This window comes from Sphingobium xenophagum NBRC 107872, assembly GCF_000367345.1.
GTDB classification, from domain to species: domain Bacteria; phylum Pseudomonadota; class Alphaproteobacteria; order Sphingomonadales; family Sphingomonadaceae; genus Sphingobium; species Sphingobium xenophagum.
Genome location: NZ_BARE01000040.1, coordinates 1 through 16,513, shown reverse-complemented (window position 1 = coordinate 16,513; position 16,513 = coordinate 1). Strand labels below are relative to the sequence as shown.

Genomic DNA, 16,513 nt, shown 5'->3' with positions numbered 1-16,513 from the left:
CTACCATTCCTTCACCTCGTCGGCGGCCTCCTCGCTTGCCCCTTTGGCTCCCCGGGTAATCGCGTTTAGACCGCCTCTCGATTGATCAATCCGCCCGCGGCCCCGCGCCTGTGCCGCACGGACTTCTTCGCTGATCCCTGAGGTGTCAGGAGCAGGACCAAGACTGCCCAATCCACCGCCGCCACTGGGTCCACGCGCGCGGACGCTGCCTTGGCTCGTAACGGCAGGACGGCTGACCGGCGCGAACTCGGGCAGCGTCAATTGCCCCTCAATGTCATCATGCAGTCGGTCGGCGTAGCTCTCCACGAACCGTGCCTGGAGCTGTTGCCCCTGTGCGCTCGTCTGGAAATTGATGTCGTCGAACCGGACTGGGCCGTAATAGTCGCGGTTCGATTCAAGCTCTGCGATGCCCCATTCCCGATAGGCCTGGCTGAGATTGAGCGAACCGGCAGCATTCGCGCCTTCGTACCAGGAGGACTGGTTCTCGAGCCGGCTTGCCAGTTCTTCGGCGCGGCGTGCTTCGACAGTGTAGGTCTGTGCTTCGGTCAAAGAGCGGCTGAGACCTGCGGCGCTGGTCGAGACCTGCGAACTCGAACTCGAGCTCGTTTGGCGCAGGAATCCTTCGCGCGTGCTCGACCAGTTCCGCGTGTCCGAGAGCTGCTGCAACGCCCCGGTGATCCGGTTACGATCTTCAGACGCAATCCCGACGTCGCTGTCGGTCCAACTTTGATTCCGGCCTCCCTTACCACCAATAGATGCACTTCCGACGCCCGCTTCACCTTTCAAACCAAGAGACGCTTCACCATTGAGGAACCACGACACGGTGATGTCGTCGGCAGCCCGGCGCGACAGGCCGAACTGGCGCTGCAGGGTGGTAGAGGCGTTGTCGATCTCGCTGAAGGCCGTCCCGATGCTGTCATTGCTGCCTGTGCCGCTGACCGTCTCCGAGGAGCGGCCTTGGCTGTAGGCATTACGGATCTCGCTGAACCGGGTGACAGCTGAGCTGGTCGATTGCTGGGCAAGGTTCGAAAAGGTCTCGCTCTGCCCCCGGCTCTGGCTCGCCATCGTCGAGAGCCTGGTCGTGAAATCCTGCCCCAGCGTGGGCGTGAACGGGTACTGCGAATTCGGCACTGTCGCGAATTCCGCCCCGCCGAAGCTCGTCGTCTGGGTGCCCACATCGCTGAACCCGCGCGTCTGCGGCGCCCCATAGGAAATACTCGGATTGAGAGCGCCCTGGGCGAACTGGCGCGAGAACACCGTCGAATTGTCGAGGTTGCTGTTGCCGAGTGAGACATTGCCGGTGCTGGCCTCGCGCGCGGCTTCCTCTGCCGCGTTCTGCGACGGGTTGAGGTAGGAGGTCGCCTGGCCGGAGATCGCGAGCGCGCCCTTGGCGATGCCGCCAGCAAGGAACGGGACCGAGGCGACGAGATAGCCAGCCAAAAGCCCGATATCGCGGTTCACGTCGGTCATGCCCGCAAAGGTCGCAAGCGACAGGCCAGTGCCGCTCCCGGCCGCCGCCACATCGCTTGCGCCCTTGAACATCAAGATCATGTGCAGGATCACGAAGAGCGGGCCCCAGGCCGCCAGGTAGAAGAACCCGGTCACATAGCCGCGCAGCGCAATCGGCCCGGTCTTGGGCATCAGGAACAGCGGAAAGATCACCGGGAACATCGCGTAGAACACGACCGTCAGCACGACGTTGAGGATGGGGACCCACTTCATCGCGTTCTCGGCGATCGAAGCATAGGTCCGCTCGGTCTGGATGTCGGCACGGGTCTGGGCGAAGACATCGACGCTCGAGGTCCCGCTCGCGCCCGCAAACCCGTGCATCGCTTGGTTCATTGCGTTGATCGTCAGGACCTGGCGGAAGATGTCGCTCGCGTTCTTCGAGACCCCCGAGAGATATTGGTAGGCCACCGGTAGGTCCGCGAGCAGCTTGGTCTTGGCGAGCGCCGCCGTCTGGCGCGGATAGAGCTGCCGCCCGGCGCTGAGCGCCATGGAGTCGACGAGCCCCGCCCACTGGTTCGAAAGGCTGGTATAGGCATCACGGCAGGTGACGATCGACGCCGTTACGCTGTCGTCGGCCTGCCGGGTCACAAACTTCTGCGCCCGCGCCGCGCTGCCGGGTGCGATTGTCGTCCAGATATCGTCGCTCTCTGCCAGCTGCTTCATCGAATAGCGGCCGAGCAGCAGATCATAGAACACGCATTGCCGGATGTGCTCGTCGAGATTGGCGGCAAACTCGGGGTCCGAGATGCGCAGGGAGCGCGTTGCCTCCATGAGCCGCGCGCCATAGATCATGCCGTTCTTCGAATAGTTGAGGTCGTCCGGCAGGCCAAAGACCAGCTCGGCTGAGCGCGTGAGATAGTCGCCAACCTGGCTTGTGAAGCTGGCCATGAGCGCAAGGCCCAAGGGCACGTTCGCGACATTTGCGGGGGCAAGGCTCGGGTTGACCCGGTCGGTCACATGGACGTCCATGCGCGGCACCATCAGGCACATATAGATGAGCGTCGCACCAAGGAACCAGTTGAGCCAAGCCCGCCAGTCCTGGTTGAAGGCGAGCACGATGACCGCAAGCGCCAGGCCCATGACCATGGTCACCTGGATCAGGCTTTTGTAGCCGCCGGCACCCGTCCAGCTAGCGACGGCATTCAGGACATTGACGATGTACTCGCCGCCGCCGACCGTGAAGATCTCGATCATGGATAGTCTCGCCTTTTAAGGGACGATGGAACGGGACTGGAGCGCACGCGACCAGTCGAGCGATGCAGCCATCGAGGGGGACATCGAGGCCGCCAGCATGTTCTCGATCATCGCTGTCTTCTCGATGATCTGCATGATGGCCGAGACCTTGGCTTGGCCCGTTGCCTGACGTTGCGCGAGGCTCGAGCGCACTTCGGCAACCTGCGCGCGCCAGATCGCGAGCTTGGCTTCGTCCGCGGCGATGAAGCTCGCCATCGAGCGGCCTGCCTCCGACACGATCCGGTCGAGCACCGCGTAGAGCAGGTCGATGCTGGTGATCTCGGCGAGCGTGTCGCGGTCATCGGTTGCCATGCCCCGACCGTAGGCGGCCTGGACCGTCAGAATCTTGTAGAGCGGGACCGAGGCAACCTGGAGCAGCTCCTTCTCGGCATCACCAATCGCCGTATCCGAGCGGATCGCAGCCACCATGCTGCCGATGAGCGCGGCCACCCTGGGCCGGATAGCCTTGGCTGAATTGAGGCTCATGTCCCTAAACGTCGGATTGAGGCACTGGTCCGGCTCGTCGCAGGCAAAGACCCGGACCGTCTGGCCCTGCGTGCCATCAAGCAGCGCGGTCACCAGCGTTGAGGATGCATCGCCTGCAAATGGCACGAACTTGCCCGGCTCGTCGTCCTTCGGCGGCACGTAGATCACCGTGCCGATCAGCGTCATCGCATATTCCGCAAGATCGCGGTCGAACGTGCCATTGGGCGAGAAGAAGGCCGACTTCTTGAGGACGTGCCAAGTGTAGTTGCGCGCCACCGCCGGGTTCACATCGGCATAGTTTGCCCCGGCCCCGGAGTTGGTCGAGCTCCTTTGACCGCGCGTCCCACAGCCATGCTTGGCCGCCGCGTAATCGGTGAAAATACCCTCGCTGTTGCCAATCGCCTCGCAGATCGCCTTGTCGGCAAGGTCACCCTTGGGCCAGATCCCGCCGACCAGCCCCTGGGCCATTTCGCAGCTGTTGATCGACAGGTTGTTCATGAGCTGCGCCTTCTGCGCGAACTCCTGCATGATCTTCGAGCACTCGGGGCAGACCGTGTCGATCGCCAGGCTGAAGGCAAAGCCAACGGCGTTGTTGGCGACTGCCTTCAGCAGCGCGACAATCTCGCTCGCGTTGATGAAGCTGAAGCTGCCGGCAAAAATGTCGATGCCGCCGCAGCCGGCCCGGGCCCGGGGCAGCTGGAGATTGGCGATGTTGGTCGTCTTTTGCGGGAAGCGCGTCCAGACATTGCCGAGGCTATAGTAGCCCGCCGACTGGCCCTGGAAGGCGCTCGGACCGGTGACATTCGCGGCTCCGCCCATGTCGTTCATGAAGCGGTCCATGCTGTCGCCGACATTGGCCTGGAGCGGGGTTACAACGAGACTCGTGGCGGCAAGAGCAAGCGCCGCCGTGCGCAGCTTAGAAATCATGACCGGCTTCCTTCGAGGTCAGGAGAAAGATGCGGTCCTGCAGCTCGTCGGCCGACAGGACGCCGTATCCGATCGGGATCGCGCGCGCCGCTTCGCTGTCCCACAGCACCAGGGCTGGCGTGATCTTGGGCTCAAGGCCCATGCGTGGGCGCTGCCCGCTCTCGACCGTGTAATTCGGAAAATGACGCGAAGGGCCGCCGTCGGTAGAAATTGCTCTCACCGTGAGCTGCCAGCGATCGGCGACCGCCTTGACGATCGGGCTCATCACCTCGCAGGCCCCGCAGGTCTGGGCGAAGAAATAGAACAGCCCGTAGCGATCCCCGAGATGGGCCATGACGCTATCGCGCTCGGCCGCCCGGGCATCCTGCCATTGCCGCTTGGCGACCGCTCCGACCGGGCGCTCCAGCGTGTAGTCGAGCCCCGGATCCTGCCAGATCGCCCGCTGCCAGACATCGGAGAAAAGCGAGGCCCGGTCGAGTTGCTCGCGCTGGAAGCGGATACCATCGCGTCGAAGTCAAAGACCTCTGGACCTTTGGCCGAGGCCGGGACAGTCTCGGCAAACCGCGTGGCCGCGGCCTGTGCGGCATTCTGGCTCTGCAATGCCTCGTCTTGCACGGCCTGCGCTCGGGAGCGGACCGTGCTCGCAAGGGCATCAACATCCTTGGTATGCTCGGCCGAGCGGGCACGGATAGCCTCGAGGTCGATACCTTCAGGTGCGCTCTGCGCGAGCGCCAGGCCTGCGAGAGAAATGCCCGCAGCGAGCGGGATCAGGAGAAGTTTCCGGTTCATAGCGCGCAGCAGTTCCGCTTGCGCCAGACGAGATATCCCATGTCTTCACCGATCGCGGGGATGACCTGTCCGGCTGATTGAAAGGTGGTGGAGGCCCCGATCGGCGGGCACGCGTAACGCCCCTTGGTCGCCGGGTTCGGGTTGGTGGCCTGGAACCGGTATTGTTGCTTGCGCATCACCGGCATCAGGTACTTGCCGCAAAGCCCCTTGCCGCCCATCGTGCCCCAGGCAACGAGCTCGCGGTGGAGCTTGTAGGCAAAGCGGGACAGGACAAGCCGCGAGGCCTGGACATGGCCAATCGACGCCGAGACGTTGCCGTTCATCGGGTACATCGAGCCCTGGCAGCCAGCGCACCAGAACATCTCGTCGACCGGCAGGTTGACCGTGGCCGAGACGCAATCGGCAGCGCAGGCAGCCAGTGCCAGCGGATTGGCGAACAGCACCGCCTCGGGGTTGATGATCGCGGTGAGCTCGCTGTCCTGCCAAAGCGGATCGATCTCGGAAATGTAGAGGATGTCGATCGAACCGGACTCAAGGCACAGGAAATCGGCAACGATCTCCATCCAGTAGATCAAGGGGTAAGCGTACCAGTGGACATGCCAGCTCGAGTAATTCTGGCTGGCTCCGCCCACCGCTGACGGGCCCTTGATCGAGCGGAAGCCGATATCGAACCCGGGATCGAGCTTCATTCCGCCCAGATTAACGAAGCACCACGGCTTCATGCTGACGTCGGCAAGCCGGACCGGCTCCCAGAAGCCCATGGCAATCCCTGGCCGCAGCCCGCAGAGGCAGAGCGGCAGATCAGGGTTGTCAGGATCGGGCCGGTTGGAGGGCCAGATCTTCAGCCCGCCGACCGAAATCGGAAACAGGCACGACCAGCAGATATCCGTGATCGGGTTCGCTTCGAGTGCCTGGATCGCGGCATAGGTGCCCGGATCGGACGAGAAGATCGTCGCCGAAAGCGGATCGAGCACGAGGCGCCCGATCGCTTCGGTCTCCGGACCCTTGATGAAGATCTCGGAGTATTCCGCACCTGAGCGCTTCAGCGAACGGATCAACGTCTCGGTCCGGTCGTCCATGTCGAGCCGCGCGCTCTGCCGGAAGTCCGAGATTGTCTCGGCCTTCTGCTGCAAGATCAGCATCCAGTCGCTGTTCTCAAGCGCGGCGCGCGCGCCGTCCGACTTGTAATAGTCATTCAGGGACTGGGTCGCGGTTGCGAGCGCGCCCCCGTACTTGCGCGCCGTGCGGGCATAGGTCTCGACGAACTCGCCCATCGAGCCGCCCTTCAGCATCGACCAGGCCTCGTCGATCAGCAGCAGCTTGCGGGTCGCTCGCGAGGTCCGCGTCATGGCCTGGCCGGTCATGAACATGATCGCCGAAAGAACGACGCTTCTGAGCTCCTCACGGCTCGCAAGGTCACTCATCTCGAAAACGGTGAAATCGTCATCGAGCGCGAAGCTGGCCTGCCCTGAGAAGAACCCGCCATAGCTGCCGCCCCGGCAATAGGGCGCGATCGCGGTCGCCAGGTTTGCCCCAAGCTCGCCGCCGCCAGCTTCGAGCGCTGCCGCAATGTCGTCGATGCAGCCGCCGCTCCCGAGCGTGTTCCAGACCGTGGTGACCGCCCGGTCGATCAGGCCGCGCTCGGTGTCGCTGGGCTTGTCGTCATGACGCGCCATCTGCCCGATGATCGCCTTGATCATGGCAAAGCAGTCGAGACGGTAATCCTCGTCGGCCTCAGCCCGGGCATCATCGACCATGGAGAAGGGATTGAGCGAAAAGCCCGCAGCAAGCGTGAACTCGACGAAGCGCCCGCCCTGAAGCTTGACTGAGTGTTCGAAAGAACGGCCATCGTCGATGACCACGACTTTGGCACCCGCACCGCGCAGGGCCGCACACAGCTCCTGAAGCAGGACCGACTTGCCCGAGCCGGACTTGCCGCAAATCGCGATGTTGTGGTTGCCAGCCCCGTTCTCGAACGGCGACCACCAGAACGGCTGCCCCCGCCGGCCAACCAGCAGGAGGTGGGGAACCGTGCGGCCTAGGTACTCGCCCTGCATCGGCGCGATATTGGCGGCGGTCGTCGACAGCATCGTGCGCATGCGCTTCAGACGCAGCATGTCGTCCGCCAACCCATCGGCGAGGCTCAAGGGGAACGCGGCGACCAGACCCTGGAGCTGGAGGAAGCGCTCATCGGTGAGGTCCCAGCCCGCCGCCTTGAAGATCGCCTTGATCACGCGCTCATGGGCATCGCCCGAGCCCAGCGGCGAATAGCTGGTGAGGCCATAGAATAGCTTCACCAGCTTCTTTCCGGCCTGGAGCTCGTTCTGGACGTGGCGCCACTCGGCCGACTGGTCGGCAAGCTTGGGGAGGAAGCGCGCGCTCTTGGTCTGGCTGAGGCTCGTCGTGCGCATGAATTTATAGCCCGCGCGCGCCGAGGCTGCCTCCTGGTCCGGATAGACGAGACACAGCATGGTGGCGGTCGGACAGGGAAAGCGCAGCTTGTCGGCGAACATGTCACCGATCAACCGCGCGCACTCCCACGGTGCCCAGCGCTCAGGAAACGAGCGCACGGCAAAGTGGCGAACATCGAACGTATCGCGGCATTCGGCAAGCTCGGCATCGGTGACATTCGTGTTTTCCGGGACACCGAGCGAGACGATCAGGCGGCTGCTCCGCACATGGAAAGGGGCGAAGGCCGAGCCGCTTTCCCAGACCAGATCATAGAACCGGGCAAGCCGCTCCCGGGCGATCGCCTCGTAGATCCCGCCCTGTTCATAGCGCGGCGCAAACCACGGGGAGACGATCTGCCCGATCCGCGGGCTCGCGAAATTGAGCACCTGCAGGCAGGCCCCCTGGGGCAGTCCTTCAGAGAAGAACTGTCCCAGGATTTCTCCGGTGCGCTCGTCGGCGCCGATCAACGGGGTCACCTCGAGGATGAAACCCTTCGAGCGGGCGTTGCGATAGAGACCCGCGCTCTCGTCGAAGACCCGATACGGGAGCCAATCGGACAGCATGTCGAGGCCGAAGCGTGCCCGCGGCTTCTCAGCCGCAGCTGTATCGGCAAACAGTGCGCCCATCAGGGCATCGCGGGCTTTGGCAAGGGAGAGGCTCACGGTGTGTTTCCTTCCAGGGGAGCAGGCTCCCCTTGTCCTGCAATGAGGTGGGGGACCCGGGGCGGGAGGGGGGCAGTCCCGGGTCCCCCGGCCGGCGCGTGCTGCAAGGGGGCAGTCAGCACGTCCGGCAAGGCGGAGTTGGTGTGGTCGGTGGTGTCTGTGGCGGGCGGCGGCGCTTCGCCCTGCGGCTCGCGTGCCGCGGCGACGGCCCGGGCAAGCGCCCGCGCAACCTCGCGGCGGCTTGCCGGATCCTGGAAGTGCGCGTCGGCCGGTTCCGGCAGCGGCACTTCTCCATGTCATAGAGGCGGCCGACCATGAGATATCGGGCGGTCTCATCAACGTAGAACAGCGTGTTGCCCGAGACCACTTCGCACAGCCCGCCGAAGCCTTCACAGGACAGGCCGGTGATCGGCGTCTTGGGCAAGCGGGCCATGAGCGCTGCGCGCACGGTGCTGGCCAGGCCCTGGGCCCGTGCCGGCTCAGCGGTGACCGCGGCGAGGCCGAGGCTGATCACGGTGAAGGCTGTGGTGACAGCGAGGGCCGCAGTCGCGGCGCGCGCCTTTAGTCCCGGCTGAAATTCCGAGTAATTCATTTCGTATTGCTCCTGACATGAACGCCGTCGAGGAAGACGATCTCGACCTCGATGCCGGTCGGCATCTCGACGACGGGTTGGTATTGTTCGGCGCGTTCGATGAGGTACTTGCTCACCGTGTCGGCAGCTTCGCCCGCGCCCTGGCCAAAGCCGCCCGCGACAATGTCGGTGGGGGAGAGCGCCTGGCGCTTGCCGTCAGCGCCGATCTGGCCTGTGAAGACGCCATTGGCGTTGGCGGAAAAGCCCCGACCAAAGCCGCCGACGATCCCGGCAAGCAGGGCCTGGCCCACGAGGCTGCCCTCGCGGCTGACGACGCGGCCGCGCACCCCCGACTTGCCGGCAAAGCTGATGAAGCCCTTGACCTCGCTCACAGCATAGCGGCCGCCAGGCTGCGCGCAGGTCATGCGGGCAAGCTTCACGTAGACCTTCTCGCTGCTGAGGTCGCCGCGCGCTGCGCCATTGACGAGGCAGCCGGTGAGATCGGTCGTCAGCACCTTGCCGCCCCGCATGACCGAACGCGCTGGCCCGGTAATCCTGAGTACCACAGGCAATGGATCGGTCTGGCTGGCAACGCCGGTCGAGGCATCAACGCCGACGATCACGCGCGCCGGCGCATAGCTGTTGGGCGGCAGGTAATCCCGGCTGTCCTGCAACACGAGGGGCGGCGCTGCATTGTCGGCGGCGGGCTTCTTGGGACCGGCAGCGCCGGTCTCGAAGCTCATCAGGCTGACCTTGCCCTCCTCGGGCAGCGGACCGCTCGCTGTCGTCCGGCCAGGGACAGGCGCTGCGCCAGGGGCCACGCCGGGACCGTAGGCCGGGGGCGGCGCCGCCGCGGCTGCCGAGGCACGCGCGGTCTGATCGAGCTGCGCCTTCAAGGCGGCATTCTCGGCCGAGATGGCGTCGATCGCGGTCTGGCCGTCGGTCCGCATCTGGCTGTTCTCGGCCTTGAGGCTTGCGAGCTGCTGCTCGAGCTCCGGCCGCGAAACCTGGCCTTCCTTGAGCGCCTTGATCTCCCGGTCCTGGGCATCGGCCCGGTTGCCGTAGGTCGCGACGAACTCGCGTTCGGAAAGGTTGCGATTGACCAGCCCGCCCGTGTCGATGCTCACCGTATCGCCGGAGGCGCCCGCGCTCTTGTCGTCGTCGCCGCTGAACAGGAAGGCTGCCCCGCCGATCAGCGCAATAGCGCCGACGCCTGCGAGCAAGGCCTTCTGCCGTTGCGCAATCTGGTGGTTCAGATTGCGCCTGCCAACCTCACGCCGGCTTTCCGGAGTGGCGCTGGCATCAGCCGTTTCAGAGGTCTGGGGAACCGGATCGTTGGCCGGCTCGTCTGCGTTTGCCATCATTCCAGCCCTCCCTTGCGGAAGACGAGGAAGGTGCTGGTCACCTCGCTGGGGGCGAGGATGTCCCGGCCGTAGGCAAAGGCGATGGCGCCAGCGGGGCCTTCGCGATCCTTGCCGAGCTCGAGCGGCACCTTGCCGAGATTGCGCAGACGGAAGCGTTGACCGGTCAGCTCGGCGCCGGTGTATTCTGCGACCAGCTGGACCTCGATGGTGCCGGTCTTGCGCGGCAAACCGAGCTCGGTTCGCCCGACAAAGCCTGGCAGTACCGCGTCGCCCGCCATGGCCTCGATCAGCCGGATGGCCGCATCGTTTGGACCGGTTTCCCGTTCCCATTCTTCGGCATCACGGACCTTGAGCGCCGGATTGGTGACGAAAACTTGGCTCGCCTCCTGGGCAACCGTCCGGCAGGCGAACTTGTAGACGAACCCGGCCTTGCTCGTGGCAAAGAAGCTCACCCGGTCCGAGGCAAATTGCGGCGGCACCGAGATGTAGATGTCGCCGCGAACCGGCTCATGGGTGATCGTGAAATCGTTGTAGGGATAGGCGCTCGCGATCTTCGAAACGTTGGCAAAGCCATCGTCGATGAGCGCAATGCGGGTCAGCTCGCCGCGCGAGAGCGTGCAGTCGATCTTGGCATTGTCGGCTGCCTCGACAAATTGGTCAGCACGAGCAGGGGCTGCGCTGAACGCGAGAGCGCAAAAGGCGAGCCCGAAGGCTTTCCAGCCCGTATCGATACGCCGCGTCGCGCCAAGGCTGAGGCAGGCGATACCGGCGCCAAGCGCCGTTGAAGCATAAGGTGTGAGAGCACTCATGGCCGTTTTCAATCCTTCTGGCTGGGGTCGGGCAGCTGCTCGAAGCCGGTGAGCGCGAGGGAAAGGCCCCGCCTGCTCCAGCTCAGCCGGAAGCTGCGATCATTGCTGGCGATCACCTGCGCGCCGACGAAGGTCTTGAGCGTGCCGGTGACGGTCGAAGTGAGGCTGCCTGGGTCGACATCCATTCGGCGGATGACGAAAGCCTGGCTGATGTCGGAGCCGCGCTGCTCCTCGACGATCTTGACGAGCTCGCCCTTGAGTTGCCCGTGAGCCGCCGGATCGGCGAGCTTCAGGATCTCACCCATCCAGTAATCGAGGCCCTGCGGGCTGCGATTGAGCAGCATCAGCGCGGTGTCGCGGGTGACGAGTTCGAGGTAATGGGCGTCCGGCCCCGCACTGGTGAGCGACAACCGCTCGCTCGTCACGGGCACGAGGACAACCTCGCGGTCCCGTGTGGCAGCAGCACCAAGCCCAAGCAGGCTCGCAAGCCCAAGCACCCCGGCTGCCACCGCCAGGCGATTGCGCTGGCGCAGGTATTTCTGGGCCTCTTCGTAGGCGAATTCAGCGCGCATGGCGTCCTCCCTCAGCCGGCCAGGAGACGGCAGTGGGAGGGCGGCGTGGCCTTGAGCCCGAGGAAGCCCCCAGGCAGGTACCAGTAGGCAGCATGCACCAGCGCCGAGCCCGCGTTTCCGGATTTCGCCTTCCGCAAGACGAACCAGGCCGCAAAGGCGAGAGCGATCCCGATGAAGATGTGCTGCGCCAGGATCCCCCAGGCAAAGGGGATCAGCAGCCCCGCGAACTCGTCGATGGTCCAGAAGCCGATGAGCTCCGGATCGTCGAGCCGTTGGGGTACGAGGTACTTGTCAGCCATTATGCCGCCCTCCCGCCGTGACCGGATCCGCTGTTCAGATGACCGCGGTCACGACCGAGGTGACGATCGGCACGCCGGTGCCGACGCCGATGCCGACGCCCACAGGGACAGCGATCTGGCCAAGTGAGAATCGCCCAGAGGCAAGACCGACCAAGCCACCTGCAAGGCTAAGGACGGTCAGAATCTTGCCGCCCGAGCCTTCGAGGAAATCAGTGAATTTGGTGAGGGCCGGATCGAAGGTGGTGTCAGCGCCGGCATAAGCCGCACCGGCACCGGCGAGCGCCACGAGAGCGGGCAGGATATAGTCCTTGAGCCGGGAACGGCGGGCAAACTGAACAGGGGTATTCATGGGCAGGACCTTTCGAAGGTTGGTCAAACAGCAAGCGGCCTCGCCGTTCGCTGTCTGTTCTTCGTGATCCCTCAATGACCCTGTAGGAAACCGAGACCTGCTCTTGCGGCAGCGCGACCAAGCAAAAAGCGACTTGAAAGACCCGTCGGGCCGACCTTGCGCAATGTCGAACGGCCAGAGCGCCAATTGGGCCGGATCCCGCGCGGGGCTTGCCGGAATTTGCGCATCGGAATCGGATTTCTGCGCGAATCGCCAAAGCGGAGTGATTCGGCCCTTCCTCTAAGTTCCTTTTATGTTCTTTTCATTTTCCTACACCCTTCCTCTTCGCTTAGCCAACGAGTCGATCATTTCAGCCAGAGGAGAAACAGCTATGATCGACATGGGCGTACTTGGTGAAACCCAAACCCGGCAGGAGCTCGCGCACCTGCTGCACACCGCTGTTGAACGGAGCGGGCGCAACCGCTGCGAAATTGCGCGCGAGGCCGACATTCATAAGGATGCGCTGCGCCGAACGCTGATCGGGGAGCGCAGCCCCAGCGTGGGAGAAGCGCTGCGGATTCTGGCGTCCTCCGGGATGGCCCCGCACGCTCACATTCTGTTGTTCCTCGGAGCTGGCGGAGACCAGGCGACCCGCTGGCTTCAGACCGACATCGCCAGGTTCTTCGAGGAACTCATCTGCGAATTGCCCGCCGCTCTCGAGCGCGTTTTGGGCAACCAGGTGCACGACGTGAAGCCTCGTTGGGCCAAGGGAACCGCGCACCGGGTGGCCCGGCTCCTCGCTGATCATATCGACGAACTCGAGCGCAAGGATGCCCTGCTGGGGGATATCTTCGCGGCGACCGTTGGAGGTCGTCATGACTGAAAGTGCTATGCCGCCGCCAGCAGAGCCGAAACGCGTGACGCGCCTCATCCGCTTCAAGGAAGTCCAGCACCGTGTCGGGCTGGGCCGGTCGACGATCTATCGCTGGATGGCCGAAGGGAAATTTCCCAAGCCGGTCCAACTCGGCGGCTACGCAGTTGCTTGGGCGCAGGAGGACATTGACGCGTGGATCGGCGACAAGGGCACCAACTGAGGGGCTAGCACTTTCATAAAAGTGCAAATCCGGTGTTCGTCGGGCAGCAGAATGCCGGATTTGCAGGGGGCTCAGCGTAGTTTGGCCGAACTCACCAACGCCCGAAAATCCGAAATGCTACGGTCAAAATAATGAAGACGCGGTGCGTCAAACGTGATCATGTACAGCTTGCCAGCGATGATCGCGGCCCGAGCATCACCTCTCCGCGTGAGCAAATCGGCATCCACATATTCATACGTGAATGACACGCCGTCCTGGCCCAGGAACTTTGCTGGCTCCGTGGTCAGCAGTCTGAAAGCGCCGATCTGCTTGTGAGTGCGGTAGGTCCCTTCCAATAACTCTGGGATCTCGATGAGCAGGGTCGAGCTCGTAAACTTGGGCAACGGATCGCGCTTCCTGTCGCGCTCTTTCACCAGCGGTTTGCCAGCTTCGATCCCGCCGAAGAATGTAACGTCGTTGAGTTGCTCCCCGTCCAGTGTCCAGGTCTCGGTATTCTTGCCCGCCTTGGCGTCCAGACGATTCCAGTCTCTGCCAGGTGTTACCGTGACCCCGGAGTCAGCGACCGCAACCGCTTCGCCGCTAACGCGCAGTTTGTGAGCGGCAGCCGGAGAGGCAAGGAGAAGGATGGCTGCAGTGGATATCACCGCTGCTCGAATGTTGCCCGTCTTCTTCACTGAAATTACTCCCCCGGAACCATCAGTCGGATCATGCCCGCATCATCTGCGCCGGGCTTGATCTCCAGATATGTGCGAAGCGCTGCTTGGCCGGCTGCACGTTCGCCAGTTTTGATAAGCGACAACCCCAGTCCGCGATGTGCCTCTGCAAATGCAGGGTTGAGACCGATCGCGCTGCGATAGAATTGCACCGCGTTCACCAGATCGCGCTGATTGCCGCGGGTGCGATAGAGCTCGCCTCGTGCAAACCATAGATCTGCGGTCCACCCGTTCTCAGCCAGACGATTGATGAGGTAATCGCTGCCACCGAAATCATTGAGCTTGATCTGGTCCTGCAGAAAAATCGGGAGCCAGGTTGCCATGGCTGCGCGGTAGCGGTCCACTCCATCATCACGGTCTTTGGCAGACGGATCGGCTAGCTCAGCGAGGTATTCGGCCCGCTCTCCCTGAGGAGGGTGCGACGCCGTGAATGCAATTGCCTTGAAGTCTGGCTTCCGGATGCCTCGGGCTGTTGTCGAGGCCTCGATCTCACCCATCAGATTCTGCCAGACTTGGGCTGCAGCTTGCGGGCGCAGATCGCTAGCATTGAGATACCCTAGCCCGAGCAGGTCAGCTTCGCGTTCCTGATCCCGGCCAAAGCGAAAGAAGCTGCCGTAGACTGATATTTGCAGATCTTGGTAAGCTCTCTGGGTATTGTAACTGGGGGACATGCTGGCGAGCAACGCACTCCAGGCCAGCAAATCGCTACCACCTCTCGCTGCCTTGAACTGCATGAGAGAATGCCGCTTTTCGAAATGGCCAAACTCATGGCCTAGCACGGCTGCCAATTCCGCTTCGCTACGCACCCGCAACAGCAAGCCGCTAAAAACGCGCATCGTTCCATTCGGCGACATGGTCGCGTTGAACGTGGGCTCTCGAAGAATGTAGACACGCGTTGCATCGCAACGATCAGTGCCGACGGCTCATGGAATCGAAATCGATCCGTTTGGCCTCGTCGAGTTTCCGCGAGTAGGCTTGCGTGATCAGCCAGACGGCCCGCGCGAAGTATTGTGCACGGGGCTTGTCATGCAGGGATTTGGCGCGCTCGAGCAGCATCTCGAGGGTGAGCTGACTGGCCCTGATATGCTTGATGCACACGCCGATCAGCTTCTGGTAGTGCGTACAGGCCTCGCGCTGCTCCTGGGAGAGTGAGAAGCCGCCCAGGTTCGAGAAGAAACCGTCGAACTTCTGCATCTCGTGAACCACGAAATTCTCGTTGTAGCGGCTGCGGACAGCCGGGTCCGTGAGCATGGAAAACGAGGTGGGGAGATAAGCTCTTAGCGAGGCCGGGATCAGATTGGCGTCGAACAGTGGGTGGGCCAGGGCAACCGAGGCGCTGCCGGGAACGCTGGCAATTGCCCGGCTGACGTCGGCATGGGCCAGGTACTGCTGGTTGCTGTCCGTGATGGCCCGGATCTTGGTATCCACCTCACGGAGACGTTCCTTATGCCATCCGATGGACTGCGTATGCTCATCCGAATAAGATAAGCTATCGACAATCCGTTGCCGATAATCCGGGTGCAAATTCGCCGCCCAGTTCTCCGGCATCAATCGGACTCCCTTATCGCATCGGCGGGCAGCTACACCTGCTTCTCATCGAGTGGAAATATACCGAGAGGTATCCTGCCAAGCGCGATCCCAAGTCCATGTCAGGAGATGCCACTAGGATCTCGCGATACCACAATATCTGGCAGCGCCCACATGGCCCGATCCGGGCCGATCTGGATGTGAGGCTGGCAGATTTCTTTCTCGACCCGTGGTACCAACTTCTCCGACAACAGATGACGGCCTACCACGCAGAGACCGACCCGCTGAGCGAGTATGATCGGGTCGCTTTGCTGCATATTTCGCCGACAGGGAATTCGGCCCTCAAGCTGGCGAGGGGCGAGCTTGCGCGTTTTGGGCACGATGTCTTCGAGGCGTTTGCCAACCTAATCGATCCATCTTTCAGGGATCGGTTTATCTGTCTCGATACTAACTCGGCTTTCAGCTGTTTGAGCAATTGGCCAGAGGTTACCTGGTCAGCATGGTTGGCAGCCCGCTATCCGGCACTCTACTCGAGTTCGGCAAACGACGGAGCTGACGGGTGAGCGAGCTTTTCACTGATCTCTATAGGTATCGCCAGAGAGAGAAGAAGAACAATCTCGAGGATTGGCTGACAGAATGCGTCGCGGCGATATTACGCGCCCTTCCAAAGCCCGTGTTTGCCGCCTTTTTTTCCCGGCTGACGGGCCAGAGTGCCGAAAGCATTGCAAACGTCTTCGAAGATGTTTCGATAGCCACACAAGTCACGATCGACCGTGGAACGCAGGGCTCGCAGAGACCAGACCTTCTGATCTCGATTGCGGCGCCGGATAAGGGCGATAGCAAAAAGCCGAGCCAGCCATGGCTCCTTTTCGAAAACAAGGTCTTTCACCACGTCGATGAGGAGGAACTGGATTCGGGCGAAATTCAAAATCAGCTCCATCGCTATGGAGCTTGGTTGTGCGAACAAGACTTTGATCGGGCCGACCTCTCCCAAGCACTTATCTTCGTTACCCACGGAACGCTGGCGCCTGATGATTTCCGCAAGCACGGACGCTCCCATCCTGCTTATGGTTCAATCGGGCGGGTGTGCGAGACATGGGGCTCACTCGCAAAGCTCATCGATGACGTGAGCTCAGACTTTAGTGACGATCTTCATTTTCGTGCGCTGTTGAGCGCCTA

Annotated in this window: 16 protein-coding genes and 1 pseudogene; 4 read left to right on the top strand and 13 right to left on the bottom strand. The window is 62.8% G+C overall.

The window, feature by feature from the left end; all coding sequences use genetic code 11:
• From SX1_RS16490 to SX1_RS16445, 10 genes and pseudogenes are all read right to left on the bottom strand, one after another.
• Positions 1-2,703: a conjugal transfer protein TraG N-terminal domain-containing protein gene (locus SX1_RS16490; protein ID WP_019053877.1), complete on the bottom strand. Its 2,703-nt coding sequence runs from the start codon at positions 2,701-2,703 to the stop codon at positions 1-3.
• Between the two features lie 15 nt (positions 2,704-2,718).
• Complete coding sequence (locus SX1_RS16485) at positions 2,719-4,155, bottom strand: conjugal transfer protein TraH (RefSeq protein WP_019053876.1); 1,437 nt, start codon at positions 4,153-4,155, stop codon at positions 2,719-2,721.
• Positions 4,145-4,654 (bottom strand): annotated as a pseudogene (locus SX1_RS22815) (conjugal transfer protein TraF); the annotation flags it as partial. The pseudogene SX1_RS22815 and the gene SX1_RS16485, both read right to left, overlap by 11 nt.
• A gap of 286 nt (positions 4,655-4,940) precedes the next feature.
• Positions 4,941-8,057: a conjugal transfer pilus assembly protein TraU gene (gene traU, locus SX1_RS22810; RefSeq protein WP_081609970.1), complete on the bottom strand. Its 3,117-nt coding sequence runs from the start codon at positions 8,055-8,057 to the stop codon at positions 4,941-4,943.
• 115 nt (positions 8,058-8,172) lie between these two features.
• The gene (locus tag SX1_RS23535; protein ID WP_026149839.1) at positions 8,173-8,649 is read right to left on the bottom strand and encodes a disulfide isomerase DsbC N-terminal domain-containing protein; all 477 of its coding nucleotides are present in this window, start codon (positions 8,647-8,649) and stop codon (positions 8,173-8,175) included.
• Positions 8,646-9,989, bottom strand: a complete 1,344-nt coding sequence (locus SX1_RS16465; protein WP_019053873.1) for a TraB/VirB10 family protein — start codon at positions 9,987-9,989, stop codon at positions 8,646-8,648. Before SX1_RS16465 ends, SX1_RS23535 begins: the two co-directional genes overlap by 4 nt.
• Positions 9,989-10,801, bottom strand: coding sequence for a type-F conjugative transfer system secretin TraK (locus SX1_RS16460; protein WP_019053872.1), 813 nt, complete (start codon positions 10,799-10,801; stop codon positions 9,989-9,991). Before SX1_RS16460 ends, SX1_RS16465 begins: the two co-directional genes overlap by 1 nt.
• An 8-nt stretch (positions 10,802-10,809) precedes the next feature.
• A complete protein-coding gene (locus tag SX1_RS16455) occupies positions 10,810-11,373 on the bottom strand; it encodes a type IV conjugative transfer system protein TraE (protein WP_019053871.1) in 564 nt (187 codons plus the stop codon).
• A gap of 11 nt (positions 11,374-11,384) precedes the next feature.
• Positions 11,385-11,672, bottom strand: coding sequence for a type IV conjugative transfer system protein TraL (gene traL, locus SX1_RS16450; RefSeq protein ID WP_019053870.1), 288 nt, complete (start codon positions 11,670-11,672; stop codon positions 11,385-11,387).
• 34 nt (positions 11,673-11,706) lie between these two features.
• Positions 11,707-12,021, bottom strand: coding sequence for a hypothetical protein (locus tag SX1_RS16445; RefSeq protein WP_019053869.1), 315 nt, complete (start codon positions 12,019-12,021; stop codon positions 11,707-11,709).
• 370 nt (positions 12,022-12,391) lie between these two features.
• On the opposite strand from SX1_RS16445, the gene SX1_RS16440 reads away from it, so the two are divergent.
• Together SX1_RS16440 and SX1_RS16435 are read left to right on the top strand one after the other, a co-directional pair.
• A complete protein-coding gene (locus SX1_RS16440; protein WP_019053868.1) occupies positions 12,392-12,883 on the top strand; it encodes a hypothetical protein in 492 nt (163 codons plus the stop codon).
• Positions 12,876-13,094 carry a helix-turn-helix transcriptional regulator gene (locus SX1_RS16435; protein ID WP_052310918.1) on the top strand — a complete coding sequence of 73 codons (219 nt, stop codon included), beginning with the start codon at positions 12,876-12,878 and terminating at the stop codon, positions 13,092-13,094. The genes SX1_RS16440 and SX1_RS16435 overlap by 8 nt, the downstream gene beginning before the upstream one ends.
• Positions 13,095-13,165: 71 nt before the next feature.
• Here the strand turns inward: SX1_RS16435 and SX1_RS16430 are convergent, their stop codons facing one another.
• From SX1_RS16430 to SX1_RS24620, 3 genes are read right to left on the bottom strand one after another with little or no spacing between them, the layout of a single operon-like run.
• The gene (locus tag SX1_RS16430; RefSeq protein WP_019053866.1) at positions 13,166-13,768 is read right to left on the bottom strand and encodes a hypothetical protein; all 603 of its coding nucleotides are present in this window, start codon (positions 13,766-13,768) and stop codon (positions 13,166-13,168) included.
• Between the two features lie 5 nt (positions 13,769-13,773).
• Complete coding sequence (locus SX1_RS22800) at positions 13,774-14,691, bottom strand: M48 family metallopeptidase (protein ID WP_255209782.1); 918 nt, start codon at positions 14,689-14,691, stop codon at positions 13,774-13,776.
• Between the two features lie 25 nt (positions 14,692-14,716).
• Positions 14,717-15,235 carry a hypothetical protein gene (locus SX1_RS24620; protein WP_174302242.1) on the bottom strand — a complete coding sequence of 173 codons (519 nt, stop codon included), beginning with the start codon at positions 15,233-15,235 and terminating at the stop codon, positions 14,717-14,719.
• 23 nt (positions 15,236-15,258) lie between these two features.
• On the opposite strand from SX1_RS24620, the gene SX1_RS25130 reads away from it, so the two are divergent.
• A complete protein-coding gene (locus SX1_RS25130) occupies positions 15,259-15,897 on the top strand; it encodes a PGN_0703 family putative restriction endonuclease (RefSeq protein WP_442196397.1) in 639 nt (212 codons plus the stop codon).
• Positions 15,894-16,513 (top strand): hypothetical protein (locus tag SX1_RS22795; RefSeq protein ID WP_043145865.1); only part of this gene is annotated, 620 nt, incomplete at its 3' end. The genes SX1_RS25130 and SX1_RS22795, both read left to right, overlap by 4 nt.